The sequence below is a fragment of the Parvibaculum sp. genome (assembly GCF_030651915.1).
Lineage (GTDB): Bacteria > Pseudomonadota > Alphaproteobacteria > Parvibaculales > Parvibaculaceae > Parvibaculum.
Genome location: NZ_JAUSBV010000005.1, coordinates 968,663 through 994,674 on the forward strand (window position 1 = coordinate 968,663; position 26,012 = coordinate 994,674).

The window sequence follows — 26,012 nt, forward strand, 5'->3', positions numbered from 1 at the left end:
CCTAACACGACCCCGAAACGGGGCGGGCAGGAAACGACCGGCGGCGGCGAGGAACATGACAAAGGTCACCTATATCGAGTTCAGCGGCACGGAACACAGCGTCGATGTGGCCGACGGGCTGTCGGTGATGGAAGGGGCGGTGCGCTACACCATCCCCGGCATCGAGGGCGATTGCGGCGGCGCCTGCGCCTGCGCGACCTGCCATGTCTATGTCGAAGAGGGCTGGCTCGAGAAAGTCGGGCCGATGGACGAGCTCGAGCGCGACATGCTCGATTTCGCCTTCGACGTCAAAGAGAACAGCCGCCTTTCCTGCCAGATCAAGGTCGAACCCTCGCTCGACGGGCTCGTCGTCAAGACGCCCGCGCGCCAGTACTAGCGGAACCGGAAACCACAGGCCGCCCGAACAGAAGAACAAGCGGCCGCAGCCAGGAGGAAGACCATGAGTGCACAGACCGGAGCAAAGGTCGTCTCGAAAGGCGACTGGAAAGTGACGATGACGCCGGACGATATCTACCGCAATCCGATGGATATCGCCTGGACCTTCGACTACATGTTCTCGGAAGACAAGGTCGAGGACCTTTACAAGCGCGCCAAGCAGAACCAGTGGGATTCCGACGATCTGCTCCCTTGGGACACGGTCGTCGATCCGTCGCGCCCGCTGATCGCCAATGACAGCGACATCTATCACAAGATGCCGTTCTTCAAGCGGCTGTCGAAATCGCAGCAGGAAACCTTCACCGCGCATTCGACGGCGCAGTTGCTGTCGCAATTCCTGCATGGCGAACAGGGCGCGCTGATGACGGCGGCCTGCGTGACGCATTCGGTGCCGGACGAAGGCGCCAAGCTTTATGCCGCGACGCAGACGATGGACGAGGCGCGGCATGTCGAGGTCTATTCGAAATATTGCGACAAGATCGCGATCATCTATCCGATGTCGCCCTGGCTGAAGCAGCTGATCGACGTGACGCTGCAGTCGGACCGCTACGAGAAGGTCATGATCGGCATGAACATGATTGTCGAAGGGCTCGCGCTGGGCGCCTTCAACAACATGTACCGGACGACGACCTGCCCGCTTCTGAAACAACTGACCTTCAACGTGATGCGCGACGAGAGCCGGCATGTGTCGTTCGGCCATGTGTTTCTCGGGCCGGTGTTCAAGAAGATGCATGCCGACGATCTCGAAGAGCTTGCCGAGTTCGCCTTCCAGGCCGTCAATATTCTGGTCAAGGCGCAGACGGCCGGGACGATCGCAAACAAGGTCGATCCGGGCTTCATGCAGGTGCTCGAAAACAGCGGCATCGATGCCGACGATTTCTTCAAGGGCCTGAAGGAAGCCGAGGAGGCCGGCCTCACCCGCGACCTGCCGCCCGGCCAAGTGCATGCGCTGAAGGACCTGATGATGCCGGCGCTGGCGCGTGTCGGACTGCTGACGCCGACGGCGCGCAAGAAGTACGATGAGGCGGGTATTCCGGTGTTCGACGACATCCGGGTGCTGCAGGCCATGGAAGGCGGTCATCCGACCGGCGAGGTTGCGGCCGAATAACCGATCAGATCAGCGGTGCGCCGGCCATGCAGCGGGCCGGCGCACCGTTTCGGCTCACGCGCAAGCTGCGCAACCAGAGAGAAATCGATATGGCGAACAAGGCGGGCGAAACGGCGCGTGATGACGAGCGGCCCGATTTCCATCGCGCGCTGGTCGACGGCATTCCGGAGGCGATCATCGTCTCGACCCCGGAAGGCGAGATCACCTATTTCAATCCCGCTTCCGAACGGCTGCTTGGATACAGCGCCGCCGAGGTTATCGGCAAGAGCATCACGGTGCTGGTGCCGCAACAGCCGGGGCGGCGCGCCGATCCGGTCAAATGGCTGGCGCGCTGGGCGGCCGAACCCGAACACGAGCAGTCGCGCTTTCTCGATCTGATCGGGCGGCGCAAGGACGGGCATGAAATGCCGGTCGATGTGCGCGTCGTCGAAGCCCGGATCGGCGGCGCGGCGCGCTTCCTGATCACCTTCCGCGACAACAGCGTCAGGCGGCAGGAACAGGTCGCCTACAAGGAGCGCAACCTGCTCTTCTCGCGCATCCTGATGGTCGCCGAGGACGGGATCATCTCGGTCGATGCCGAGCAGAAAATTACCTTCTTCAATCTCAAGGCCGAAAAGATGTTCGGCTATCGTGCCGAAGAGGTTCTCGGCCAGAAGCTCGACACCCTGTTGCCCGAGCGCTTCCGGAAACCGCATGCCGGACAGGTCAAGACCTTTGGCACGTCGAAGGACGCATCGCGCTGGATGAGCGACCGCGGGCCGGTGACCGGACGCCGCAAGGACGGCACGGAATTTCCGGTCGATGCCACGATCACCAAGGTCGAGACCGGCGGCAAGATCACCTATACGGCGCATCTGCGCAGCAATGCCGGCAAGACAACACGCGTGGCGCGGGCGTGACGGGCCGGCGCGCCGATGTGACATTCAGGGCGCGTCGGCGACCTTGACCACCAGCTTGCCGATATTGCCTCCATCGAAGAGCTTGTTGACGGCAGTGGGCGCCTCTTCGAGACCATCGACAATGGTTTCGCGGTGCTTGAGCTTTCCTTCCGCCACCCATTGCGCGAGCTGCATCGTGCCTTCGGCGAATTTGGCCATGAAGTCGATGACAATGAAGCCGCGGATGGTGATGCGGCGCATCAGGATCGGCGAGAAATCGGCGCGCATCGGCTCGCCGGTGTTGTAGCCGGAGATCATGCCGCAGAGCGGCATGCGGCTGAACAGATTCATGCGCGCCATCACCGCTTCCATGATTTCGCCGCCGACATTTTCGAAATTGACGTCGATGCCGTCGGGCGTCGCGGCGGCCAGCTGCTCGCGCCAGTCCTTGCGCTTGTAGTCGACGGCGGCGTCGAAGCCGAGATCCTCGATAATGTGGCGGCACTTGTCGGGGCCGCCGGCAATGCCGACCGCGCGGCAACCCTTGATCTTCGCGATCTGGCCGACAACCGAACCGACGGCGCCGGCCGCCGCCGAGACGACCACCGTGTTGCCGGGTTGCGGCTCGCCAAGTTCCAGCAGACCGAAATAAGCGGTCAGCCCCGTCATGCCGCAGGCGCCGAGCATGGTCGGCAGGCCGACCGGCAGCCCCTTCGGCAGCACGCCCATTGCGCTCGCGCCTTCATCGGCAATGCAGTAGTCCTGCCAGCCGGTCAGGCCGCTGACATGATCACCTTCCTTGTAGCGGGCCGAATTCGATTTCACGACGACGCCAATGCCGCCGCCGCGCATCACCGCGCCGATCTCGACCGGCGGCATGTATTGATCCATGTCGCTCATCCAGATGCGGTTGGTCGGATCGAGGCTGAGGTAAAGGACGCGCACCAGCGCCTGGCCCGGGCCCGGCGCCGGGATCGGCTCCTTCACCAGATCGAAATTCGCGGTTTCGATGCGGCCCGTCGGACGGGATTTCAGGCGGAACTGGCGGTTGACGTCGTTTTTCATTTTTTCTCCCTGCGTGCCTTACGGCATCACGATTTCAAACCAGAAGTCGAAGCGGTCGAGCAGCGACAGAAAATCGGCGAAGGGCTTCGTGTCGCCTTCGACCGACACCTTCTTTTCGGCGATTGCCGCATCGAGCGTCGTTTCGCCAACCACAAGCTCGACCAGCGCGGCGCGGGTCAGCGAAACGGCGACAGCGCCCGCTATCTTCCTGTCCTTGTAGTGATGCAGCACGGCGTTTTCCAGCGTCAGCGCGTAGCGTTCGCCGGTGTCGGTGAAGCTCAGAGCGAAGGCAAGCTGGCGGGCGCCGGCCTTGGTGCCGTTGAGGCGCACCGAGAGCGAGTCGATCAGCTGCTCAGCGGGGAGCGCCTTCAACTGGCCGGCCGCACCCTGACGCGGCACGTCGGAGGGCGGGCGCGGATTCCGGAGTTCCATCGCGGCCGTGAGATAGAAACCGCGCCACGGACCCGACTCCGCCTGATAGCCCATCTGCTCCAGCGCATCGGCCTGCAAATGCCGCGCATCGGCATTCGACGGATCGGCGAAGACCAGATGATTGACGATTTCGGCGACCCAGCGAAATTCGCCCTTGTCGAAGGCGGCACGCGCTTTGGCGAGCAGCGCATCGGCGCCGCCGGCGAGATCGACATAGCGCTTGCCGGCTTCGACCGGCGGCAGCTTGTGCAGGTTGGCCGGATTGCCGTCGAACCAGCCGAGATAACGCTGATAGACCGCCTTGGCATTGTGGTTGAGCGTGCCGTAATAGTCGCGCGTGTACCATTCGCTGGCCAAGCTCGGCGGCAGCGCCAGCTCCTCGGCGATTTCGAGCGGCGTCAATCCGTGATTGGCCAAGCGCAAGGTCTGGTCATGGACATATTTGTAGAGGTCGCGCTGCTTTTTCAGGAAGGCGACGGTCGCCTCGCGGCCCCAGCGCGGCCAGTGATGGCTGGCAAACATCAACTCGGCATCGCCGGCGAAGAGATCGATCGCCTCGTCGATATACCAGCTCCAGGACTTGGCGTCGCGCACCTGGGCGCCACGCGGCGTGTAAAGATTGTGAAGCTGGCAGGAGCAATTCTCGGCCATGCAGAGCGCCTTGAATTGCGGGAAGTAGAAATTCATTTCGGCCGGCGCTTCGGTGTCGGGCGTCACCTGAAAGACGATCTCGACTCCGTCGATAACGAGCCTGGTGCCGGTTTCGGAAATGCTGACGGTCGGCGGCACCAGGCTCACCTGTCCCATCGACACGGTCTTGCCGAGACCGGCATCGACATGGCCTTTCGGTCCGCGCGGCAGCAACGCGCCATACATGTAGGTCGCGCGGCGGCCCATCGCGTTGCCGGCCAGCACGTTTTCGCTGACCGCCTCTTCGAGGAAGCCTTCGGGCGCGATGATCTGAAGGCCGCGCTCGATGTCGGCGTCACTCAGCACGCCATAGACGCCGCCATAGTGATCGACATGGCTGTGGGTGTAGATGACGGCGGTGACGGGCTTGTCGCCGCGGTGCTTGCGCATCAAGGCCAGCGCGGCGGCGGCCGGTTCGGCCGAGATCAGCGGGTCGATGACGATGTAGCCGGTGTCGCCCTCGATGAAGGTGATGTTGGAGAGGTCGAAATTGCGGACCTGACAGATGCCAGGCGTAACTTCGAACAGCCCATGGATCGCGTTGAGCTTTGCCTGACGCCAGAGGCTCGGATTGACCGTGTCGGGACAACCGGTGCAACCGTCATGCGCGGTATCGATGAACGAAAAGGTACCCATGTCCCAGACGGCATGACCGGCGGCGTTCAGAACCTTTGCGTCCGGGATCGTGCCGATGAAGCCGCGCCGGGCCAGCTCGAAATCATCGCCGGTGTCGGGGGGCAGAGCCCCTTTCAATGCGCCGTGTGCGGCGCGCGTCGCCTCGGTTGCGTCTTTCGGATTTTCCATGGAGCCCCGCCCGTTCGCTGTCCGCCGTTGGCTGGCGGCCGTTCCAGCGCTCGCCGGAACAACCAGCGGCGCATTGGGGCCAGACTACAGGCTCGGCCGTCGGCGGCAAGAGCCCGCAGCCGTTAACGGCATGGCGAAATCACGACTCCACGTCGCCGCGCATTGAAAAATGAGCGACCAGAAATATCATGTCGATGCCGGTACCGTCCTTGCTCAAGGGCGCCAGCAGAATCTCGAAGCGGATAAAGGTTTTGTCTTCGTGCAGCACATTGCCGACGGCACGGATCGGCCCGCCATGATCGAGCATGGCGCGGGCGACACCCCGCCAGCGTTCGAGAATTTCCGGCGCCAGCCGGGTCGCCAGCGGCCGATTGTGAATGGGGCCGAAAACCTCTTCAAAGCGCGCGCCCGCCAGACGCGGGAACAGCTCGACGCCGTCCGCCGGCAAGGCCTTCATTTCGAAAAGGCAGAGATTAGGCAGAAGAGGTGCGATTTCCTCGGGGCGTATGTCGCCGCGCAACGGCATCGGCCGGCCAGCCGCTTTTTTCCGCCAGTAATCAAGCCCGGCACGTGGCATTGATGCCGCAAAGTTCAGTTCCGTATCGACGTCGATCGGCGGCAATTCAATCGATCTGCGGTATGCGCCCTCGCCTCTGGTCGCCATTCGTCTCCCCCGGAACACGTCTCACGGACGCCCGATTCGTTTCCAAGCCTAATACAGCCAGAGCTCCGGGCAAAACCGGGATTTCGACAACACTCCGTTCAGAGAACAATCGCCGACGGCATGCATGCGGTCAGGCGGTTCGGGCGATGTCGAGCTTCAACTCCGCGATCATCGCATCGCGGATCTGGAATTTCTGCACCTTGCCGGTGACGGTCATTGGAAATTCGGGCACGAAGCGGACATAGCGCGGCACTTTGTAATGCGCGATCTGGCCCTTGCAGAAACCTTTGATCTCTTCCTCGGTGGCGCTTTCGCCGGGTTTCATCTTCACCCAGGCGCAGATTTCCTCGCCATATTTCGCATCCGGCACACCAACGACGGCGACATCCTCGATTTTCGGGTGGCGGTAGAGATATTCCTCGATCTCGCGCGGATAGACGTTTTCGCCGCCGCGAATGACCATGTCCTTCAAGCGGCCGACAATGTTGCCATAGCCTTCGACGTCGATGGTGGCGAGGTCGCCCGTATGCATCCAGCCCTCGGCATCGACCGCTTCGGCGGTTTTTTCCTTGTCGTCCCAGTAGCCAATCATGACGGAATAGCCGCGCGTGCAGAGCTCGCCCGGCTCGCCGCAAGGCACGGTCTTGCCATCGAGATCGACGATCTTGCATTCGAGATGCGGCTGCACGCGGCCGATGGTCGAGACGCGGCGTTCAAGCGTGTCGCTCTCGCCGGTCTGGAAGCTGACGGGACTTGTTTCGGTCATGCCGTAGGCGATGGTCACGTCGCGCATATGCATGCGGGAAATCACCTGCTTCATCACCTCGACCGGACAGGGGGAGCCCGCCATGCAACCGGTGCGCAATGAGGAGAGATCGAACTTGGCGAAATCGGGATGGCCGAGCTCGGCGATGAACATGGTCGGCACGCCATAGAGGCCGGTGCAGCGTTCCTTCTCGACCGCCTGCAGCACCGCCAGCGGATCGAAGGCATCGGCCGGATAGATCATGGTCGCACCATGCGTCAGGCAGCCGAGATTGCCCATCACCATGCCGAAGCAATGATAAAGCGGCACGGGGATGCAGAGGCGGTCACCCTCTTTCAAGCCAATGCTGCGCCCGACCATGAAGCCGTTGTTGAGAATGTTGTGATGCGAGAGCGTCGCGCCCTTCGGCAGACCGGTGGTGCCGCTGGTGAACTGGATGTTGATGGCGTCGCGGCAGTCGAGCTTGTCGGCCAGTGCGGCGACCGCCTTGCGTTCGGCATCGCCCGCCCTGCCCGCGATGTCGTCGAATTGCAGCCAGCCGGCGCGAGGGCTGCCGCCGATCTGGATGACATGTTTCAGTTGTGGAAGTTTCGCCGATGCGAGTTCGCTTGTGGATTGCGGGATTTCCGGCGCCAGCGTTTCGACCATCTCGACATATTCGGAGGTCTTGAAACGCTCGGGCGCGATCAACGCCTTCACGCCGACCTTGTTGAGCGTGTATTCGAGCTCGGAGAGGCGATAGGCCGGGTTGATGTTGACCAGAACGATACCCGCCTTGGCGGTGGCGAATTGCGTCAGCGTCCATTCGGCGCAATTGGGCGCCCAGATGCCGACGCGGTCGCCGCGCGCGAGACCTAATGTCAGCAGGCCGGCGGCCAGCGCCTCGGCTTTGTCGTTCAGTTCCTTATAAGTCCAGCGGATGTTCTGGTGGACCGAGACCAGCGCCTCGCGATCCGGCCATTTGGCGGCGGCGGATGTCAGCGCCTGACCGATGGTTTCGTCGCGCAAGGCGGGCGTATCCGCGCCGCGCACATGCGACATGCCGGGCGCAACCGGCCTGCCCGCTTCGCTTTTTCCCATGACGATCCTCCCGACCTCTGTTTTCGTTCAGCTTTTCAGGTCTTCGATGTCCTTGTAAAGCTCCAGCGCTTCGGGGTTTGCCAGCGCTTCACGATTTTTGACCGGCCGGCCATGCACGATGTCGCGCACGGCAAGCTCGGTGATCTTGCCCGATTTGGTGCGCGGAATGTCGGCGACGGCGACGATTTTGGCCGGGACATGGCGCGGCGAGGCGCCTTCGCGGATTTTCGTGCGGATCGCCGCGCGCATGGCGTCGTCGAGCGCCTGGCCGGGCTTCATCACCACGAAGAGCACGACGCGGACATCGCCGGCGAAATCCTGACCGATCGCCAGCGCTTCCTGCACTTCCGGCAGTTGCTCGACCTGGGCGTAGATTTCCGCCGTGCCGATGCGCACACCGCCCGGATTGAGCGTTGCGTCGGAACGGCCATGAATGACGATGCCGCCATGCGCCGTGATTTCGGCGAAGTCGCCATGGCACCAGACGCCCGGAAAGCGTTCGAAATAGGCGGCGCGGTATTTGGCGCCATCTTCATCGTTCCAGAAGCCGACCGGCATCGACGGGAAAGGTTTGACGCAGACCAGCTCGCCCTTCTCGCCCGCGACCGGCTTTCCCTCGTCGTTCCAGACTTCGACCGCCATGCCGAGGCCCTTGGCCTGGATTTCGCCGCGATGGACGGGGAGCATCGGACTGCCGAGCACGAAGCAGGAGACAATGTCGGTGCCGCCGGAGATCGAGCAGAGGGCGACGTCCTGTTTCACGTCCGCATAAACATAGTCGAAGCTTTCGGCGACCAGCGGCGAACCGGTCGAGAGCATCATGCGCATCGAGGAGAGATCATGCGTTTCGCGGGGCGCGAGACCTTCCTTCTTGATCGCGTCGATGAATTTCGCCGAGGTGCCGAAGACATTGATCTTCGCTTCGTCGATATAGTCGAAGAGAACGGAGGGGCCGGGCGCGAAGGGCGAGCCGTCATAAAGCGCCAGCGTGGCGCCGGCGGCCAGCCCGGAGACCAGCCAGTTCCACATCATCCAGCCGCAAGTGGTGAAGTAGAAAAGACGCTCGCCGGGACGCAGGTCGCAATGGAGGCGATGTTCCTTCAGATGCTGCAGCAATGTGCCGCCTGCCGAATGGACAATGCATTTCGGTACGCCGGTCGTGCCGCTCGAATACATGATGTAGAGCGGATGCGAAAACGGCAGGCGCGCGAAGCTCAGTTGCGCGTCGCGGGCAGATGCCAGCACATCCGGCCAGTCGGTTGATTTTGCGAGATGTTTTTTGCCCTCGCCGATAAAAGGCACGACGGCGACATGCTCGAGCGACCGCAGGCCGGCGATGATTTCGGCAAGCTTGTCATGCGCCGGAAGAATTTTTCCCGCATAGCGGTAGCCGTCGCAGGCGATCAGCACTTTCGGTGCGATCTGGCCGAAGCGGTCGAGCACGCCCTTGACGCCGAAATCGGGCGAGCAGGAGGAAAAGACCGCGCCGATGCTGGCGGCGGCGAGCATGGCGACAATGGTTTCGGGGCAATTGGGCATGAAGGCGGCGACGCGGTCGCCCGGCGCGACGCCCCATGATTTCAGCATGGCGGCAAGGCGCGCCACATCGGCACGCAGTTGCGCATGGCTGACGGGTGCGGCCACACGTCCTTCATTGTTAAAAAGAAGTGCCGGGGTTTCGCCTTCGCCGCGTAGCAGGTTTTCGGCGAAATTCAACCGTGCCTCGGGAAAGAAGCGCGCGCCGGGCATCTTGCCGCCGTCGAGCAGCGTGACGCTGCCCTTGTCGCCGATGACGGCGCTGTCGTCCCAGATTTCGTTCCAGAAGAGGTCCGGATGGGCGACCGACCAGCGATGCAGCGCCTCGTAACCGTCGAGCGCTGTGCCATGATTTTCGTTCACCCGCGCCATGAATGCCGCCATGGCCGAAGCGGCGATGCGATCCGGCGCGGGCGACCAGAGCGGCGCGCTCATTTTTCGGCTTCCTCGAAAGTAACCAGCGCCGCGCCGGCCTCGACCTGATCGCCGACAGCCACATTGACGGAAGCGACCTTGCCATCGGCGGCGGCCAGCAGCGTCTGCTCCATTTTCATCGCTTCCATGACGACCAGCGCCGCGCCTCTTTTGATTGTCGCGCCGGTTTCGGCCAATACCTGCACGATCTTGCCGGGCATTGGCGCTTTCAGCGCGCCGGTGTCGGCATCCGCAGCCACATCGACGTCGAGCGGATTGACGACGGAGAATTCGGTCGCGATGCCTTCATGGATCAGTGTGAAGCCACTGCCATTGGCGACAAAGGCGGCGGCGTGCCTTGCGCCGTCGACGGTTGCCGTCAGCGCGCCATCGGCGGTCAGCGCGGCATCGGCGACGATCGAGGCGCCGTCATTGACCAAAATCAGGCGGCAGGCATCGTCCTGCGGTTCGAGCTTCAGCGACAGCGGCGCGCCGCCGAGCAGAAAGTTCAGAGTTTCGGCGCGGCGGCCGCCCAGCACCCAGCTATCGGTGGCGCCCCAGGGCGAGGTTTCGGTCGCAGCGGCGCGCTTGCGCGCCATCAGATGCGCGGCGGCGGCCAGCGCCAGAATGCGCGGCGAGGGTTCGGCCGGCGGCACCAGCGCGTCGAGATGACGATCGATAAAGCCGGTGTCGATGTCGCCGTCGATGAAGGCGTCATGGCCCAGGGTTTCGATCAGAAAGCCGAGATTGGTTTTCGGGCCCGCCACTTCCATGCCGGTGAGGAAATTTTTCAAGGTTCTCAAGGCGATGCGGCGCGTCTCGCCATGGGCGATGATCTTGCCGATCATCGGATCGTAGAACATCGTCACCTCGTCGCCCTCGCGTACACCCATGTCCATGCGCACATGGGGCATGTTTTCGGGCGCGCGGAGACGCGCTAGGCGGCCGGTCGAGGGGAAGAATTTCTTCGCCGGGTCCTCGGCATAGAGGCGAACCTCGACCGCATGACCGGTGAGCGGAATGTCCTTTTGTTTCAACGGCAAGTGCTCGCCGGCGGCGACGCGCAATTGCCATTCGACCAGATCGAGGCCGGTGATCGCTTCCGTCACCGGGTGCTCGACCTGAAGGCGCGTGTTCATTTCCATGAACCAGAAACCGTCGGCTTTCAGGCCGTCGGTGGCATCGGCAATGAATTCGACCGTGCCGGCGCCGCGATAGCCGATGGCTTTTGCGGCGGCAACGGCCGCATCGCCCATGGCCTTGCGCATTTCGGGCGGCATGCCGGGGGCCGGCGCCTCCTCGATCACCTTCTGGTGGCGGCGCTGTAGCGAGCAGTCGCGTTCATGGAGCGACACCGCATTGCCATGGCTGTCGGCAAAGACCTGGATTTCGATGTGACGCGGGCGGGCCACATATTTTTCGACCAGCACACGTTCGTCGCCGAAAGCGGCGCCGGCCTCGCGCATGGCGCTTGCCAGTTCCTTGCCGAATTGCGCCGGATCGTCGACGCGGCGCATGCCCTTGCCGCCACCGCCGGCCACCGCCTTGATCAGCACCGGATAGCCGATCTTTTCGGCCTGTGCGGCCAGAAACGCGGCATCCTGATTGTCGCCGTGATAGCCCGGCACCACCGGCACCTTTGCCTTTTCCATCAAGGCCTTGGCCGCATCCTTCAAGCCCATGGCGCGGATTGCCGCAGGCGGCGGGCCGACAAAGACGATGCCGGCCTTCTCGCAGACCTCGGCAAAGGCGGCGTTTTCAGAGAGGAAGCCATAGCCCGGATGGATGGCGCCGGCGCCCGAACGCAGGGCCGCTTCGAGAATGGCGTCGGCGCGCAGATAGCTTTCGGCGGCAGGTGCGGGGCCGATGCGGTACGCCTCGTCGGCCTCGGCGACATGGTACGCGTTGGCGTCGGCATCGGAATAGACCGCGATGGTTTTCAACCCCATGCGGCGCGCGGTGCGGATGACGCGGACGGCGATTTCGCCGCGATTGGCGATCAGGAGGGATTTGAACATTTCTCTTCCCTCACATGCGGAAGACGCCGAACTGCGTCTCCGGTATCGGTGCGTTGAGTGCCGCCGAGAAAGCCAGCGCCAGCACGCGGCGGGATTCCGACGGTGCGACGATGCCGTCGTCCCAGAGGCGGGCGGTGGCGAAATAAGGGTGCCCCTCCTCGTCATATTTGGCGCGGATCGGCGCCTTGAAGGCGTCGGCCTCTTCGGGCGTCCATTTCTCGGCATCGCGGTGAACGGTGGCCAGCACGCTTGCCGCCTGTTCGCCGCCCATCACCGAGATGCGGGCATTGGGCCAGGTGAAAAGGAAGCGGGGCGAATAGGCGCGGCCGCACATGCCGTAATTGCCGGCGCCATAGGAGCCGCCGACGATCAGCGTCACTTTCGGCACATTGGCGGAAGCGACCGCGGTGACGAGTTTGGCGCCATCCTTGGCGATGCCGCCGGTTTCATATTCACGGCCGACCATGAAGCCGGCGATATTCTGCAGGAAAAGCAGAGGGATCTTGCGCTGGCAACAGAGCTCGATGAAATGCGCGCCCTTCAAGGCCGATTCCGAAAACAGGATGCCGTTATTGGCGACGATCCCCACCGGCATGCCGTGAATATGGGCAAAGCCCGTGACCAGCGTGGTGCCGTAGAGTTTCTTGAATTCGTCGAATTCCGAACCGTCGACCAAGCGCGCGATCACTTCACGGATGTCGTATTGCACCGAGAGTGAGGACGGCACGATGCCGTCGAGTTCGGCTGCGTCATAGAGCGGCGCGACGGGGTCGCGCAGCGGAATGTCGATTGTTTTCTTGCGGTTGAGCGTCGCGGCGATGCGGCGCGCGATGGCCAGCGCATGGGTGTCGTCCATCGCGTAATGATCGGTGACGCCGGATTTGCGCGAATGGACATCGGCGCCGCCGAGATCTTCGGCGGTCACCACTTCGCCGGTTGCGGCCTTCACCAGAGGCGGGCCGCCGAGGAAGATCGTGCCTTGTTTCCTGACGATCACGGATTCGTCTGACATGGCCGGCACATAAGCGCCGCCGGCCGTGCAGGAACCCATGACGACGGCGACCTGCGGAATGCCTTTCGCCGACATGCGGGCCTGATTGTAGAAAATGCGGCCGAAATGCTCGCGATCGGGGAAGATTTCGGCCTGATTGGGCAGGTTGGCGCCGCCGCTGTCGACCAGATAGAAACAGGGCAGATTATTTTCGAGCGCAACCTCCTGGGCGCGCAGGTGTTTCTTGACCGTGACCGGATAATAGGTGCCGCCCTTGATGGTGGCGTCGTTGCAGACGATGACGCATTCCTGACCGGCGATGCGGCCGATGCCGGTGATGATGCCGGCGCCGTTGATCGCCTCGCCATACATGCCATGGGCGGCCATCGGCGAGAGTTCGAGAAAGGGCGCACCGGGGTCGATCAACCCGTGGACGCGGTCGCGCGGCAAGAGCTTGCCACGGGCCGTGTGGCGCTCGCGGGAGCGCTGGTCGCCGCCCTCGGCTGCCTTGGCGCGTTCGGCCGCAAGCGCGCTCACGAGGCCCGCCATCGCCTCTGCATTGGCCTTGAAGCGCGGGTCGCGCGTGTTGACGTTCGTCTTCAGCACGGACATGGGGCGCTCACGCGGTTTCGTTGAAAAGTTCGCGGCCGATCAGCATGCGACGGATTTCCGAGGTGCCGGCGCCGATTTCGTAGAGCTTGGCGTCGCGCAACAGGCGGCCGGTCGGGTAGTCGTTGATGTAGCCGTTGCCGCCCAAGGCCTGGATCGCCTCGAGCGCCATCCATGTCGCCTTCTCGGCCGCGTAAAGGATGGCGCCGGCTGCATCCTTGCGCGCCGTCTGGCCGCGGTCGCAGGCCTTGGCGACTGCATAAACATAGGCGCGGCAGGCATTCATGGTCGCATACATGTCGGCGAGCTTGCCCTGCATCAGCTGGAAGGTGCCGATCGGTTCGCCGAACTGCTTGCGTTCATGCACGTAAGGGATCACCGCATCCATGCAGGCCTGCATGATGCCCAAGGGGCCGGCGGCCAGCACCGCGCGCTCATAGTCGAGGCCCGACATCAGCACGCGGACGCCTTCGTTGAGCTTGCCCAGCACGTTTTCGGCCGGAACCTCGCAATCCTCGAAGACGAGTTCAGCGGTGTTCGAGCCGCGCATGCCGAGCTTGTCGAGCTTCTGCGCGGCGTGGAAACCCTTGAAGCCCTTCTCAATGATGAAAGGCGTGATGCCCTTGGGGCCGGCGGCCGGATCGGTTTTCGCATAGACCACAAGCACTTCCGCGTCGGGGCCGTTGGTGATCCACATCTTGGTGCCGTTCAGCACATAGCGGTCGCCCTTCTTCTCGGCCTTCAGACGCATCGAGACGACATCGGAACCGGCGCCGGGCTCGGACATCGCCAGCGCGCCGACATGCTCGCCACTGATAAGCTTCGGCAGATACCTGTTTTTCTGTGCATCGGTGCCGCAACGGCGGAGCTGGTTGACGCAGAGATTGGAATGGGCGCCATAGGAAAGGCCGACACTGGCGGAAGCGCGGCTGATCTCTTCCATCGCCACGACATGTTCGAGATAGCCGAGGCCGGCGCCGCCGAACGCTTCTTCCACCGTGATGCCGAGAAGGCCCAGATTGCCCATTTCCGGCCAGAGATCGCGCGGGAAGGTGTTGGTGGCGTCGATTTCGGCGGCGCGCGGCGCGATGCGGTCTGCCGCGAAGGCGCGCACCGTGGCGCGGATCATGTCGGCGGTTTCGCCGAGATCGAAATCGAGCGAGGGGTAATCATTGTGGCCCATGGACATTTTCCCTGTCAGGATATAAAAACGATCATACGTTTGTTTCCAGCGGCGAGCAAGAGGCAAAAATGGCCGGAAAGGGCCGAAAATGAGCAGGACCGCCGGCTCCTCCGGCCCGAAAACGCTGGCCGCGATCCGCGAGGCGGGGCTCGACCTGATCCATGCCCATGGCTATGAGGCGATGAGCCTGAGGGAGCTTGCCGCCCGTGTCGGCTTGCAGCCCGGATCGCTCTACAACCATATCAGGACCAAGCAGGAACTGCTCTTCGTCCTCATTCACGACCACATGACGGCGCTCTTGGAACGCGCCGACGCGGCGCTTGAGGGCCAAGACGGGCCGCAGGCGCGGCTCGAGGCCTTCACCGCCTTCCATCTCAGCTATCATATTGAACGCAAACGCGAAGTCTTTATCGGCTCGTCGGAAATCCGCAGCCTCGAACCCGACAATCGCGCGACGATCGTGGCGCTCAGGCGGCAATATGAGGACCGGCTCTGCGCCATTCTCGAAGCGGGCGCGGCGCAAGGGCTGTTTGCGATCGGCGATGTGCGGGTGACGGCTTATGCGATCCTCGCCATGCTGACCGGCATCTGCACATGGTACGAGCCAAAGGGCCGCATCGGTCATGCGGCGCTGATCGGCATTCACACACGGCTGGTGCTCGACGGCGTCAGGCGGGGATAAGCCGGACTTATCCCGCAGCGGCGGCACGCGCGACGCGACAGCGCTGTCGACAGCGAAAACACAGCCGACCCCCCCCTCTGTCAAAAAACTGTCATAAAACTGTCACAAACGGTGAAAATTTTCATTCGTGTGCGGATGATCGAGAAACTTATCCCCGGTTTCGGGCGGGTGCGGATTCCGCGCCGGGTGATTCGGGATCGGGCGACGGGGGATCAAAATAATTTATCCCCGGGGTGGGCGGGCTGGGGCCGAACACCTTCTCGATGCTAATGCCGGTCGTGGGGCCGGTGATGTAATACCGGGTCTTGCTCGCCGTTACCTGGTGGGTGCGCGCATGCTCGCCACTGCGGCGGAAGCTGGTGGTTGCCCATCTCCAAATGGAAGGCGCCTGAAATCAATCCACACCAAAATTTTTCAATTTTCTGCTGCTACCGGCCACTTCGTGCCGATCGAAATATTCCTCTTCGGTGCTTTTTGTTATTTTCACGAGACTCCCAAAGTCTGCCGATAACTTCTTCCTGTATTCACAGTTACTGGCGATATAAATTTTCCCCTCTTGCGCTATCGGTATAGCAGCAAGCATTGCACCATCGTTGTATTCATTCCACAGCGACTCATGTACCTCTCTTAACCCGTGGTCAAATGGATGTTCAAATTGTTCCAGCGCAGCTGATAATGAAATGACCGAGTAGCACACATCGTGTTCGCCGGAATTTTCAGAGCATCCATTCAAAACAAGCAGAAACACCACTCCAATTGAAGCCGCTTTCCCGCGCTCCAAAAACGACATGGGTGCTAACGCCTGAGAAATTTCTCCAATCTTGTCTGCGATCAGCATTTTTTCTTCGCTCAATATCTCAGTTGCCTCTGCCACCTACATGTATCCGTAGATTTCAACACCAATCGAAGCATATGTCATGCCGCGAACCGTCATGAGATATCGCTGCCCCCAGCGAATTGCCTTCGGAATAGTATTGTGCCGGTATCATTTGATGCAACTTGCCGATACCTCTCCGATCTCGAATTGTTATTTGCCGGTGTGAGCCCGCGCCCCAGTGCCTAGGCGAACGCGCCTGTTATGGCGCCGCTGGCGAACTTGCTGCCGCCGAGTTCGGCGGCGATATTGGCGATGCCGGTCGCGGGGTCGGTGATGCAATACCGGGTCTTGCTCGCCATTACCTGGTGGATGCGCACATGCTCGTTGGACACCGATCGCACGAAGCGTGCCCGACTAGAGTTCGTGCAACTCGCGTAGCAGCAACTCAAAGTCAGCTGCTACGGGATAGAGGTCACTCTCGTCCCACAGGTTGCTTCCCCAGAACGGTTTTCGATCCCAGAACAGAACCGGCGCATCTTTCTTGCGAAGATCCAGAATCAGGAAATCGTCGCCTTCGGTTCCGGCAATCGGCAGGATACCCATCGGCACCGTTTCCCCCAGTTCTGTCAGGTTGCTCTCAAGGTCCTCCGTTCCGATATTGGCCTTCAGACCGAAGAACGCTTGAATGACACCCGAGGGGTTGCCCTCCATGCCCGCGATCGGGAAAGCGGCCGGCACGGGCTGGCCGCCGTTGGTCCTGAGCAGAAATTCCGCGTACGCTTTCGGCAAGCGAATGCCGTGCCTGTCGGCGAACGATCTCAACTCAATCTCGCCGATCGTCGCATTGGGTTCGACAACGTCCTGCAGCATCGATCAGGGTCCTCCGCGACCAAGCGCTACGTCACCTGTGTGACCAGTTGCGGCAATCTCAACCCGGGGGAAACCCGAAGGACTCCACTTCTGAACGGCTACAATCAGGGGACCACGTCAGCACGAAATCAAAAAGATGAAGGCGTGCAAAAACGAAACTAGGAGGGTTCACCGCAAGTAGCGCTTTATTGTCGAGTATCTGGACGTGTAGAAAACCATTCTAATAATCACGAGAAGCGAGCACATAAGGGCGGCGAGCATAAATAGCTGGAAATTGGATTCGTGTATGTTCCATAGAAGTCCCCCTCTTTTCTCAAACTCCACATCCCGAAGCCAAAACAACAAAAAGATCAAAGCAAATACAAGAAGTAATGCGCCGACCGGCCGCCGGATTACGCCTGCCATCCGGCCGATGTCCAAGACACCGTCGACGAACAGCTCCTTGGCAGAATTATGAATGTTGCAGTTGTGCGAGTAATAAATTGCGTATGCAGCAATCGATATTGCGAACATGTAGAAGACCAGGGAATAGTAGAACTTCACGAAAACCGCACGACACTCGTAACCCCCGGTTTGCAGCTGTTCGAAAATGAAGCGAACAGCTCCCGCCAAATGAAAGGCGGGAAATGAAAACGCGTCTATTGCTGCCGCGTTAGAACAAAACAGAGTGTCCGAAAACACCATGTTGAGCATCAGCACGGTTACGAACACACAGAACCACGGCAGAAAGAGCGCTGTATTGAAGAGACGCTCCGCCCTTGCCATCCGCTTGAACGGTTCGGCAGTTCCGTTTTGCTGGAGAGCGATCAGAAAATCTTCGTCCCTCCAGTTATTGACGACGAATTTTCTCAAATCCCAATCATAACGATAGTGCCAACGCGCGAAATCAATAGCTGCGCCCAGCACGGCAAATCCGAAGCCCCAGAAAAAAGAAGTTGCTCCCAGCCAGCCGATGAAACCGAACAAAGCTGTGACCAGCGTCGCCTGCAGTGCCGCCATGGCCCGATACTCGATGCGATGCAGGATACTTATGGCCACGCCCGCCTCACGCCCCCGAGTTCCCGCAAGTGAGATGCAGGCGGCGCCTCACCGGCGCGCCAGCCACGCATAAACGCCGTCGCCGGCGTCTCACGCGGAAGAAGAACCCGGAGCCACTGCCATTTCGAAGAGGAATTGCAATACATCGGTGCAACATCGCCAATGCTTGACGATCAGCTTTCAACATGCGCTTCCCCCCAGAACACATACAAGCTTGCAAGACTCACTGCTCAAGAAGCCTAGCCGGAAAAATGCATCATGCAACGGGTATTTTATGCAGTCTGAAACTACGCATCTGTTGTTTAATATTCTGTAGGCGAACCAATATTGCACTTGTTCCGCTCAGTTGAAGGCGGCCGGCGGACAGGTCGTCGCCCGCGTTGCTTTCAGTGACGGCATTGGGATGTGGGTTCTGTTTGTGTACGGATCGTCTCTCAAACGCAAACCGCCGCCTCGTGGCCGGGCAGCGGTGTTTTCGATCTTCGGATTGCGCCGCGGCGACCAGCATTGCGTTGGGCGGCGGCGCCGGGATTCAATATTGAATGCTGCGGCAAGCGGCGCTGCGCGTGGGCCCCGGCAACAAGTGCCGGGGTGACACTGTATTTGGAGCAGAGGCGGAAAAATGAAACGTGAACCGCCGCCTCGTTACCGCGGCCAGCGGCTCAGAGAATATAGGCGTCGCCGGCGGCGCGGATGGTGATGTCGCCGAGCGAGACGCCCCAGGGCTGGTCGATCGCCGTGATCACGGCATCGGCGATGTAAGCGGGATCGAGCACGGCATAGGCGGTGCTGTCCGGATTGACGCGGTCGTCCTGTACCTGGCCTTCGAGGATGGCGGTCATCGCGCCGATATAGGCCGTTGTGTTCTGCCCGAGAATGCCGACAACGGCTTCGGGATTGACGATCGCGCCGCCAAGGCCGGTGGCCGGTACGCCGGTCGGCTTGATAATCGTGACCTTGATCTTGCCGGCCGCTTCGACGCGGAGCGACTCGGAAAGAAAGTTCACGGCGGATTTCGTGGCGCCATAGACCGCCGCGCCCACGACCGGAAAATTTCCGTAGATGGAAGAGATGTTGATCACATGGCCACGGCCTTGCGCCATCATTGGGTCGTAGGCGGCGATGATGCCGTTCATGACGCCCTTGATGTTGATGTCGATGCATTTGCTCCATGCCGCGCTTGCCGCCTTGTGATCGGCAAAGAAGGCAAGCGGCATGATGCCGGCATTGTTGATCATCACGTCGACGGCGCCATGCGTCTCGACGGCATGGGCGACAAGCGCCGTCATGGCGGCCAGGTCGGTGACGTCCGTCCGCTTGCCGGATGCCTTGCCGCCGGCGCTTGTGACAAGTTTCACCGTTTCGGCAAGTCCTTCCTCGTTCACATCGCCGCAAACGACATTGGCGCCGCGCGCGGCGGCCTTCCGGCATATCAGACGCCCGAATCCGCCGGCGGCGCCGGTGACGACAATGGTCTTGCCTTTTACATGATCGGTCATTCGGATTTCATCCATGCGTTCTGCCGCGACACTGCCGCCGCAAGGTGAGCGGTCAAAGCGCTGTCAGGCCGGATTCTTCGGGAAGCGCGCCGCGGCGACCAGCGGCGGCACCCAGCTTTGCGCACTGTCGCACCATACTTCCGACGCCGGTTGCAAATCCGAGGTGTCGTCGAGCGTGCCGGCCTTGATGATGGCGATGGCCTTGTTGGCCGAGAGCATCGAGAAAATCGGCGAGCCGCAGGTCGCACAGAACTGGCGCTCGACGGTGTTGCCGCTGTCGGCGCGATCCATGTAGCTCTTGAGTTCTCCGCTGGTGGCAAGCGAGGCCGCCGGCACAACGACGTTGAGCGAAAACGCGGCACCGCCCTGACGCTGGCAGTTCCTGCAATGGCAGATCAGGGTTGCGAGCGGCGGCGCATCGCTCACATAGGAAAACTGGCCGCAGAGGCAACGGCCTTCAAGTTTCGACATGACGGAATGATCCTCGTGTTTTCCCATGGACGGCGGAGAAGGAAGATGGACCCCCGGGTCGAGAGCCCGGGGATGAACGGTGCGGGCGCAGAAGCGCCCACTCCGTTCACTTCGCCATGTTGATGACCTGGAGCTGGGTGAATTCCAGCAGGCCTTCCTCGCCGAGTTCGGAGCCCAGTCCCGACATGCCGGCGCCGCCGAAGGGGATGTTGGGGGCGAGGTCGGCGTGTTTGTTGATCCAGACCGAGCCCGACGACATCTGCGTCGCCAGATCGTAGGCGCGTTTCGGATCGGAGGACCAGATCGAGCCGCCGAGGCCATAGGGCGAGGCATTGGCGCGGGCGACCGCATCCTGCGGATCGGAATATTTGATCACCGGCAGGACCGGGCCGAACTGTTCCTCGTCGACAAGGCGCGAACCGTCGGTGATGTCGCGGACGATGGTGGGGCGGATGAAATAGCCACGCCCGGCCGGCGTCTCGCCGCCGGCGATGACCTTGCCGGTCTTCCTGGCGTCCTCGATCAGCTCCCGGACCTTGTCGAACTGCATCTTGTTCTGCAGCGGCCCGAGCTGGGTGCCCTGTTCGAGGCCGTCGCCCATCACCGCGTTTTCGGCGAGTGTCGCGAGCTCGGCGCACATTTCGTCATAGATCGATTCATGCACATAGAGCCGCTTCATGGCGATGCAGACCTGGCCCGAATTCTGGAAGGCGCTCTGGAAGAGCTTCGGCGCCGCTTCCTTCGGGTTGACGTCATCAAGGACGATGCCGGCATCGTTGCCGCCAAGTTCCAGCGTGATGCGCTTCAAGAGGCCGGCGGCGCCGGCCATGACCTTGGCGCCGGTCGCGGTCGAGCCGGTGAAGGAAATCTTGCGGACATCGGGATGCGCGGTCAGCGCGGCGCCGAGATCGTTGGCATCCGTCACGATGTTGAGGACGCCGGCGGGCAGGATGTCCTTGATCAGCTCGCCGAGTTTCAACGAGGTCAGCGGCGTCGTCGGCGCCGGCTTCAGCACCACCGTGTTGCCGGCGAGAAGCGCCGGCGGCAGCTTGAAGGCCATCAGGATCAGCGGGAAGTTCCAGGGCACGATGGCGCCGATGACGCCCAGGGGCTTCCTGTGCGCCTCGACGCGCTTGCCCTCGCTGTCCTCGATCACTTTCACCGGCAGATCGAGCATGGTGAAATAGCGGAAGAAGGCGGCGGTGCCGTAGACCTCGCCGGTCGCATCGGCGAGCGGCTTGCCCTGCTCCTGCGTCAACAGGCGCGCCAGTTCCTGGCCGTTCGCCTCGATCACATCGGCGATTTTCAGGAGCGCCTGCTTGCGTTCGGCAATCGGCGTTTTTGCCCAGGCCGGAAATGCGGCTTTCGCGGCGGCGACGGCTTGATTGAGCTGCGCCTCGGAAGCGCGCGGACATTTCGTCAGCACTTCTTCCGTTGCCGGATTGATCACATCCATCGTCTGGTCGCCATCGACCAGCTTGCCGCCGATCAGAAGCTTGTAGGCGCTCATCGTTTCTCCTCCCCGGAGTTACTTTATTGTGTGTTCACGCCGCGCGGGCGCCGCGCGATTTCTGTTTCGGTGCACCTTCTGCCTTCGGCGACAGGCGGGCCTCGAAATTGCGGCAGGCGGTTTCGAGCCTTGCGAGCTGTGCGTCCGCTTCGTCGCGGAGTTTTTTCACGGCTTCCATGCGGCGGCGGAAAATGCCCAGCGCATGGCGATATTGCCGGGCCGTGCCTTCCTCGTCGCCATCATAGAGATCGAGGATCGTGCGGATTTCATACAGCGTCAAGCCGACGTCGCGGCCGTTGAGGATCAGCTTCAGGCGGGCGCGGTCGCGCTTCGAATAGAGCCGGGCCTGGCCGCGGCGGTCGGGCGACAGCATGCCCTTCTCTTCATAGAAGCGCAGCGCACGGGGGGTGATGCCGAATTCGGCCGCAAGATCGGTGATGGTCCAGGTCATGATGGAACCTCCCTCGAATGAAACGGGCGGACGCCCCGAAAGGCGTCCGCCACATGTGGATTACTGCATGCGTTCGACGATGATGGCCGGCGCCATGCCGCCGGCGGCGCACATGGTGACAAGGCCGTAGCGCTTGTCCTGACGTTCGAGCTCATCGACGATGGTGCCGATCAGGATCGAGCCGGTGGCGCCGATCGGATGGCCGAGCGCGCAAGCACCGCCATTGACGTTGACCTTGTCGCGGTCGAGCTTCAGGTCGCGGATGAACTTTTCGGCGACGACGGCGAAGGCCTCGTTGATCTCGAAGAGGTCGATGTCCTCGATCTTCAGGCCGGCCTTGGCCAGCACCTTCTGCGCGGCGGGCACCGGCGCGTTCAGCATCAGCGTCGGGCAATCGCCCATATTGGCGGTGGCGACGATGCGGGCGCGCGGCTTCAGGCCGTTCTTCTTGGCGTAAGCAGGCGAGGCCAGCAGGATCGCGGCGGCGCCGTCGACGACGCCCGAGGAATTGCCGGCATGGTGGATGTGGTTGAAGGTCTTGAGGTCCGGATATTTCTGGCGGATCAGATCGCCATAGGTGGTGCCTTCGGCATCGACCGGAATGCCGGCCCAGACTTCGAAGGAGGCCTTGAGGCCCGAGAGACCTTCCATCGTCGTCTGCGGACGCGGGAATTCCTCATGATCGAGCGCGACTGAGCCGTCATCATTGTAGACGGTGACCAGCGATTTGGCGAAGCGGTTTTCGGCGATGGCTTTCGCGGCGCGCTGCTGCGAGACCAGCGCCAGTTCGTCGACCGCCTTGCGGTCGATGCCCTGCATGGTGGCGATCGCATCGGCGCAGACGCCCTGCTGCGACTGCGGATGCTGCTTGCGAAGGTGGAGATTGCCGGCATCCATCATCGGCGGCGTTTTGATGTCGGCGGTGGCCGAGGTGTAGCTCATCATTTCGGTGCCGCCGGCGATGACCAGATCTTCCATGCCGGACATGATCTGCGCGGCGCCGAGATTGACGGTGGTGATGCCCGAGCCGCAGAAGCGGTCGAGCGTGACGCCAGAGGCGCGAATGTCGTAGCCGGCATCGAGCGCTGCCATGCGGCCCATGTCGCCGCCCTGCGCGCCGCGCTGGGAGGAGGTGCCCCAGAGCACGTCATCGACTTCGGCGGTGTTGATGTCGTTGCGCTTTGCGATCGCGGCCAGCACCGTGCGGGCCAGATGCTGCGGATGCAGATGGGCGAGCGCGCCCTTCCCCACCTTGCCGATGCCGCGGGGGGTGCGTACTGCGTCGATGATCCAGGCTTCGCTCACTTGTTCGTTCCTTCCTGTGTGGCTGCCATTTTTGAGCGGCAGGGCTCGCTTGCGCGGCCTGCCTTAATGGCGTATTTAATTTCTTAAACGAGTATTTAAATCGAAAAAACCAGAAGCGCAAGGAGGACCGGTGGAGCCGCAAGCAAAGAACAAGGCACGGGCGGCGCCGGAACGGCCTTCGGCACGGGGGCAGTTGCTCGACGCCGCCGGGGCGCTGATGGGCGAGCGGCAGTCGATCGACGTGCCGCTGGCCGAGATCGCGACGCGGGCGGAAGTGAACGTGGCGCTGGTCAGCTATTATTTCGGCGGCAAGGAAGGCTTGCTGCTGGCGCTCGCCAAGCGCGATGCGGCCACCGCACTCGACGAGCTCGACCGGCTGATGAGCCTCGACCTGCCGCCGGCCGAGAAGCTGCGGCGGCATCTGGCCGGCGTCATCCGCACGTTTTTCCGCTATCCCTATCTCTACCGGCTGCTCGGTGCGCTGATGCGCGACGCGGAGAGCGGCGCGGCGCGCGAGATCGCCGAATTTTTCGTCGTGCCGCTGACGCTGACGGCCAAAGAGCTGATGGAGGAAGGGGCGAAGGACGGCACCATCCGCCCGCTCGACCCGACACTCTTCTATCTGGCCGCACTCGGGGCCTGCGAACACATCTTCGCCAATCCGACCGTGCTCAAATATGCGCATGGCATCGACAAGCTCGATGACGAGACGCGGCGGCGCTACACCGAAACGGTGCTCGACACGCTGATGAACGGGTATCTGGCGAAGTAGGTTTTCGGGTATTTGCGGCGATTACCGCCCTTATTCACCGCAAAATGTGCGGTGAACCTGGTGCGCCCGGAACGCTTCGAAGGTCCGAGCCTCGGATTCTTCGTCCGATGCTCCAGCCAGCCGAGCTACGGAAGCGGCGGCGCTACACCGAGACGGTGCTCGACACGCTGATGAACGGGTAAGTGGTGAAGTAGGGCTTCGGGTATCTCGTCAAGGGGTGCGCGGCCGCAAAACCGCGGGCCTAGGTAGTTCCCGAGGCTGCCTGGCGGCCCGCGCCGCACGCAGAATGGCTCAAACGGATCCGGCCAACCGGCCGAACAACGATGCCTGCCGAAATCCGTTCGGCGCCATTTCGCGAGGAACCCCATGGCCTATAACCAGAACGACGCCAACAGCAACAACACGCTCTATTTCATCGTCGGCGGCCTTGTCGTCGCCGGCGCGATTGTCGGCTTCCTCTTCTATACGGGGACGCTGGGCGGCGGCACGCAGACGAATGTGACGATGGAGTCGCCGCTGGGCGTGCCGGGACCGGCCGGGCCGCAAGGCGCGACGGGCAATACCGGCAATACGGGTAACACCGGCTATACCGGCGCGACAGGCGCCACCGGGGCAACCGGTGCGACGGGCGCCGACGGCAGCGACGACTAAGCCGGCGCCAACCGCATTCTGGAAACCGAAGCTCGACATCGGCCGGGCTTCGGTTTTATCTGTCCTGAGCGATCCGACCGACCGGCAACGCCCACGCGCTTCAAGGCTACATGGCACGGCTTCACCTGCATCCCGAGAGCCATCTCGTTTCGCGCATCGGCTGGCTGCGGGCAGCGGTGCTGGGCGCCAATGACGGCATTGTCTCAACTGCGAGCCTGATTGTCGGCGTGGCGGCGGCGTCGGCGGCCGTTTCCGAGGTACTGATTGCCGGGATTGCCGGTCTGGTCGCAGGCGCAATGTCGATGGCCGCCGGCGAATATGTCTCCGTCAGTTCCCAATCCGATACCGAGCGGGCCGATCTCGCACGCGAGAGCGCCGAGCTTGCCAGCCAGCCCGAATTCGAACGGGCGGAGCTCGCACGCATTTATGTCGGCCGCGGCGTCGAGCCCGAACTGGCGCAGCAGGTCGCCGAACAATTGATGGCCAAGGATGCGCTTGCGGCGCATGCGCGCGACGAACTCGGCATTTCGGACATCACGACCGCGCGGCCCGTCCAGGCCGCGCTGACATCGGCCGCGACTTTCGCGGCGGGAGCGGCGCTGCCGCTTTCGATGGTGTTGCTGATGCCACCATCGGCGCTGGTTTTGGGCGTATCGGCGGCCTCTCTCGTCTTCCTCGCACTGCTGGGCGCCGCCGGCGCCCAGGCCGGCGGCGCCGATATCGGCAAGGCGACGTTGCGCGTGACCTTCTGGGGGGCACTCGCCATGGCGGCGACCGCCGGAATCGGCACGCTCGTCGGAACGGTCGTCTGATCTGCGCAACCGAGCAGCAGGTAGATGCGAGCTTCACAGGGGGAACTGCATACCGGTACATGCCGACCATTCGATACGTCCGAACCGGTGGCATCACGGTCGTGTGCCGCTATGCGCCATCGGGCGCGGGCAAATCCGATGCTGCGGGGCAGCGCGCCACGAGCTGCCCCTCTGAAACAGCCACGACCTCACCTTCGCCCAGCGCCACCCAAGGTTCACTCGACAACGGTACGCTGGCCAGCAGCGCAATCCTCTGGCCTACCCCATCGACGGTCACGCCGTCCGCAGCGATGCCCTTGATCATGCAAGCGGCGACGGATGCGAGGAACAATTCGGCAGGGTTGAAGGCGTCTTCGCGGCCCTTGACGTCGGTATCGAGTGCGATCTCCGCGTGCTTTGTCACGGCCAGACTGCCGTGATCGTCGATCCGGCGGGCTTGTACCGAATATTCGAGCATGCGT

Annotated in this window: 25 protein-coding genes and 1 tRNA gene; 7 read left to right on the forward strand and 19 right to left on the reverse strand. The window is 62.3% G+C overall.

The genetic code is table 11. The features are described 5' to 3' along the window. Positions 1–55: 55 nt before the first annotated feature. The 3 genes from Q7V31_RS09010 (at position 56) to Q7V31_RS09020 (ending at position 2,442) form a co-directional block, all read left to right on the forward strand. On the forward strand, positions 56–376 hold the full coding sequence (locus Q7V31_RS09010) for a 2Fe-2S iron-sulfur cluster-binding protein (protein ID WP_304733736.1): 321 nt from the start codon (positions 56–58) through the stop codon (positions 374–376). A gap of 63 nt (positions 377–439) precedes the next feature. Then, positions 440–1,543 carry a ferritin-like domain-containing protein gene (locus tag Q7V31_RS09015; protein ID WP_304733737.1) on the forward strand — a complete coding sequence of 368 codons (1,104 nt, stop codon included), beginning with the start codon at positions 440–442 and terminating at the stop codon, positions 1,541–1,543. A gap of 89 nt (positions 1,544–1,632) precedes the next feature. Beyond that, positions 1,633–2,442 (forward strand): PAS domain S-box protein, encoded by an 810-nt coding sequence (locus tag Q7V31_RS09020; RefSeq protein ID WP_304733738.1) that lies wholly within the window; start codon positions 1,633–1,635, stop codon positions 2,440–2,442. A gap of 24 nt (positions 2,443–2,466) precedes the next feature. On the opposite strand, the gene Q7V31_RS09025 is transcribed toward Q7V31_RS09020, so the two are convergent. The 8 genes from Q7V31_RS09025 to Q7V31_RS09060 form a co-directional block, all read right to left on the reverse strand. Next, positions 2,467–3,486, reverse strand: a complete 1,020-nt coding sequence (locus Q7V31_RS09025) for an NADP-dependent oxidoreductase (RefSeq protein WP_304733739.1) — start codon at positions 3,484–3,486, stop codon at positions 2,467–2,469. Between the two features lie 18 nt (positions 3,487–3,504). After that, on the reverse strand, positions 3,505–5,412 hold the full coding sequence (locus Q7V31_RS09030) for an alkyl/aryl-sulfatase (protein WP_304733740.1): 1,908 nt from the start codon (positions 5,410–5,412) through the stop codon (positions 3,505–3,507). A 139-nt stretch (positions 5,413–5,551) separates the two neighbouring features. Next, positions 5,552–6,076 (reverse strand): PAS domain-containing protein, encoded by a 525-nt coding sequence (locus tag Q7V31_RS09035; protein ID WP_304733741.1) that lies wholly within the window; start codon positions 6,074–6,076, stop codon positions 5,552–5,554. A 130-nt stretch (positions 6,077–6,206) separates the two neighbouring features. Further along, positions 6,207–7,922, reverse strand: a complete 1,716-nt coding sequence (locus tag Q7V31_RS09040) for an AMP-binding protein (RefSeq protein ID WP_370690641.1) — start codon at positions 7,920–7,922, stop codon at positions 6,207–6,209. Positions 7,923–7,949: 27 nt separating this feature from the next. Beyond that, entirely contained in the window at positions 7,950–9,893 is a 1,944-nt protein-coding gene (locus tag Q7V31_RS09045) for an acetoacetate--CoA ligase (RefSeq protein ID WP_304733742.1), read from the reverse strand. Beyond that, entirely contained in the window at positions 9,890–11,890 is a 2,001-nt protein-coding gene (locus tag Q7V31_RS09050; protein WP_304733743.1) for an acetyl/propionyl/methylcrotonyl-CoA carboxylase subunit alpha, read from the reverse strand. Before Q7V31_RS09050 ends, Q7V31_RS09045 begins: the two co-directional genes overlap by 4 nt. Before the next feature lie 10 nt (positions 11,891–11,900). Beyond that, positions 11,901–13,493, reverse strand: coding sequence for a carboxyl transferase domain-containing protein (locus tag Q7V31_RS09055; RefSeq protein ID WP_304733744.1), 1,593 nt, complete (start codon positions 13,491–13,493; stop codon positions 11,901–11,903). Positions 13,494–13,500: 7 nt separating this feature from the next. Further along, complete coding sequence (locus Q7V31_RS09060) at positions 13,501–14,673, reverse strand: isovaleryl-CoA dehydrogenase (RefSeq protein ID WP_304733745.1); 1,173 nt, start codon at positions 14,671–14,673, stop codon at positions 13,501–13,503. Positions 14,674–14,761: 88 nt separating this feature from the next. Between Q7V31_RS09060 and Q7V31_RS09065 the strand changes: the two genes are divergently transcribed. Beyond that, on the forward strand, positions 14,762–15,355 hold the full coding sequence (locus tag Q7V31_RS09065) for a TetR/AcrR family transcriptional regulator (RefSeq protein ID WP_304733746.1): 594 nt from the start codon (positions 14,762–14,764) through the stop codon (positions 15,353–15,355). Between the two features lie 394 nt (positions 15,356–15,749). Here the strand turns inward: Q7V31_RS09065 and Q7V31_RS09070 are convergent, their stop codons facing one another. From Q7V31_RS09070 to Q7V31_RS09110, 9 genes are all read right to left on the reverse strand, one after another. After that, on the reverse strand, positions 15,750–16,229 hold the full coding sequence (locus Q7V31_RS09070; protein ID WP_304733747.1) for a hypothetical protein: 480 nt from the start codon (positions 16,227–16,229) through the stop codon (positions 15,750–15,752). Positions 16,230–16,414: 185 nt separating this feature from the next. Then, positions 16,415–16,573, reverse strand: coding sequence for a hypothetical protein (locus tag Q7V31_RS09075; protein ID WP_304733748.1), 159 nt, complete (start codon positions 16,571–16,573; stop codon positions 16,415–16,417). Between the two features lie 13 nt (positions 16,574–16,586). After that, complete coding sequence (locus Q7V31_RS09080) at positions 16,587–17,042, reverse strand: SMI1/KNR4 family protein (RefSeq protein WP_304733749.1); 456 nt, start codon at positions 17,040–17,042, stop codon at positions 16,587–16,589. A 168-nt stretch (positions 17,043–17,210) separates the two neighbouring features. Continuing rightward, positions 17,211–18,080 carry a hypothetical protein gene (locus tag Q7V31_RS09085; RefSeq protein ID WP_304733750.1) on the reverse strand — a complete coding sequence of 290 codons (870 nt, stop codon included), beginning with the start codon at positions 18,078–18,080 and terminating at the stop codon, positions 17,211–17,213. Positions 18,081–18,742: 662 nt separating this feature from the next. Continuing rightward, positions 18,743–19,579, reverse strand: a complete 837-nt coding sequence (locus tag Q7V31_RS09090; RefSeq protein ID WP_304733751.1) for an SDR family oxidoreductase — start codon at positions 19,577–19,579, stop codon at positions 18,743–18,745. Between the two features lie 63 nt (positions 19,580–19,642). Continuing rightward, positions 19,643–20,050 (reverse strand): GFA family protein, encoded by a 408-nt coding sequence (locus tag Q7V31_RS09095; protein ID WP_304733752.1) that lies wholly within the window; start codon positions 20,048–20,050, stop codon positions 19,643–19,645. 106 nt (positions 20,051–20,156) lie between these two features. Further along, on the reverse strand, positions 20,157–21,560 hold the full coding sequence (locus tag Q7V31_RS09100) for an aldehyde dehydrogenase family protein (protein WP_304733753.1): 1,404 nt from the start codon (positions 21,558–21,560) through the stop codon (positions 20,157–20,159). Positions 21,561–21,594: 34 nt separating this feature from the next. Beyond that, positions 21,595–22,011, reverse strand: coding sequence for a MerR family DNA-binding transcriptional regulator (locus tag Q7V31_RS09105; protein WP_304733754.1), 417 nt, complete (start codon positions 22,009–22,011; stop codon positions 21,595–21,597). Between the two features lie 60 nt (positions 22,012–22,071). After that, entirely contained in the window at positions 22,072–23,316 is a 1,245-nt protein-coding gene (locus Q7V31_RS09110; RefSeq protein ID WP_304733755.1) for an acetyl-CoA C-acetyltransferase, read from the reverse strand. Positions 23,317–23,446: 130 nt separating this feature from the next. Between Q7V31_RS09110 and Q7V31_RS09115 the strand changes: the two genes are divergently transcribed. After that, the gene (locus tag Q7V31_RS09115) at positions 23,447–24,088 is read left to right on the forward strand and encodes a TetR family transcriptional regulator (RefSeq protein WP_304733756.1); all 642 of its coding nucleotides are present in this window, start codon (positions 23,447–23,449) and stop codon (positions 24,086–24,088) included. A 58-nt stretch (positions 24,089–24,146) separates the two neighbouring features. Here Q7V31_RS09115 and Q7V31_RS09120 read toward each other — a convergent pair. Next, positions 24,147–24,223: transfer RNA gene (locus tag Q7V31_RS09120), tRNA-Leu, on the reverse strand. Between the two features lie 231 nt (positions 24,224–24,454). On the opposite strand from Q7V31_RS09120, the gene Q7V31_RS09125 reads away from it, so the two are divergent. Both Q7V31_RS09125 and Q7V31_RS09130 read left to right on the forward strand, forming a co-directional pair. After that, positions 24,455–24,739 (forward strand): hypothetical protein, encoded by a 285-nt coding sequence (locus Q7V31_RS09125; RefSeq protein WP_304733757.1) that lies wholly within the window; start codon positions 24,455–24,457, stop codon positions 24,737–24,739. A 110-nt stretch (positions 24,740–24,849) separates the two neighbouring features. Further along, positions 24,850–25,551: a VIT family protein gene (locus Q7V31_RS09130; protein WP_304733758.1), complete on the forward strand. Its 702-nt coding sequence runs from the start codon at positions 24,850–24,852 to the stop codon at positions 25,549–25,551. A 109-nt stretch (positions 25,552–25,660) separates the two neighbouring features. Here Q7V31_RS09130 and Q7V31_RS09135 read toward each other — a convergent pair whose 3' ends face one another. Continuing rightward, complete coding sequence (locus Q7V31_RS09135; RefSeq protein WP_304733759.1) at positions 25,661–26,008, reverse strand: OsmC family protein; 348 nt, start codon at positions 26,006–26,008, stop codon at positions 25,661–25,663. Between the last annotated feature and the right edge of the window lie 4 nt (positions 26,009–26,012).

Coding starts and splice junctions, on each gene's coding strand:
- Q7V31_RS09035 (WP_304733741.1), bottom strand. CDS start 6,076: ATGGCGACCAGAGGCGAGGGCGCATACCGCAGATCGATTGAATTGCCG.
- Q7V31_RS09055 (WP_304733744.1), bottom strand. CDS start 13,493: ATGTCCGTGCTGAAGACGAACGTCAACACGCGCGACCCGCGCTTCAAG.
- Q7V31_RS09015 (WP_304733737.1), top strand. CDS start 440: ATGAGTGCACAGACCGGAGCAAAGGTCGTCTCGAAAGGCGACTGGAAA.
- Q7V31_RS09025 (WP_304733739.1), bottom strand. CDS start 3,486: ATGAAAAACGACGTCAACCGCCAGTTCCGCCTGAAATCCCGTCCGACG.
- Q7V31_RS09135 (WP_304733759.1), bottom strand. CDS start 26,008: ATGCTCGAATATTCGGTACAAGCCCGCCGGATCGACGATCACGGCAGT.
- Q7V31_RS09010 (WP_304733736.1), top strand. CDS start 56: ATGACAAAGGTCACCTATATCGAGTTCAGCGGCACGGAACACAGCGTC.
- Q7V31_RS09045 (WP_304733742.1), bottom strand. CDS start 9,893: ATGAGCGCGCCGCTCTGGTCGCCCGCGCCGGATCGCATCGCCGCTTCG.
- Q7V31_RS09020 (WP_304733738.1), top strand. CDS start 1,633: ATGGCGAACAAGGCGGGCGAAACGGCGCGTGATGACGAGCGGCCCGAT.
- Q7V31_RS09060 (WP_304733745.1), bottom strand. CDS start 14,673: ATGGGCCACAATGATTACCCCTCGCTCGATTTCGATCTCGGCGAAACC.
- Q7V31_RS09065 (WP_304733746.1), top strand. CDS start 14,762: ATGAGCAGGACCGCCGGCTCCTCCGGCCCGAAAACGCTGGCCGCGATC.
- Q7V31_RS09130 (WP_304733758.1), top strand. CDS start 24,850: ATGGCACGGCTTCACCTGCATCCCGAGAGCCATCTCGTTTCGCGCATC.
- Q7V31_RS09050 (WP_304733743.1), bottom strand. CDS start 11,890: ATGTTCAAATCCCTCCTGATCGCCAATCGCGGCGAAATCGCCGTCCGC.
- Q7V31_RS09080 (WP_304733749.1), bottom strand. CDS start 17,042: ATGCTGCAGGACGTTGTCGAACCCAATGCGACGATCGGCGAGATTGAG.
- Q7V31_RS09100 (WP_304733753.1), bottom strand. CDS start 21,560: ATGAGCGCCTACAAGCTTCTGATCGGCGGCAAGCTGGTCGATGGCGAC.
- Q7V31_RS09090 (WP_304733751.1), bottom strand. CDS start 19,579: ATGACCGATCATGTAAAAGGCAAGACCATTGTCGTCACCGGCGCCGCC.
- Q7V31_RS09095 (WP_304733752.1), bottom strand. CDS start 20,050: ATGTCGAAACTTGAAGGCCGTTGCCTCTGCGGCCAGTTTTCCTATGTG.
- Q7V31_RS09040 (WP_370690641.1), bottom strand. CDS start 7,922: ATGGGAAAAAGCGAAGCGGGCAGGCCGGTTGCGCCCGGCATGTCGCAT.
- Q7V31_RS09105 (WP_304733754.1), bottom strand. CDS start 22,011: ATGACCTGGACCATCACCGATCTTGCGGCCGAATTCGGCATCACCCCC.
- Q7V31_RS09030 (WP_304733740.1), bottom strand. CDS start 5,412: ATGGAAAATCCGAAAGACGCAACCGAGGCGACGCGCGCCGCACACGGC.
- Q7V31_RS09125 (WP_304733757.1), top strand. CDS start 24,455: ATGGCCTATAACCAGAACGACGCCAACAGCAACAACACGCTCTATTTC.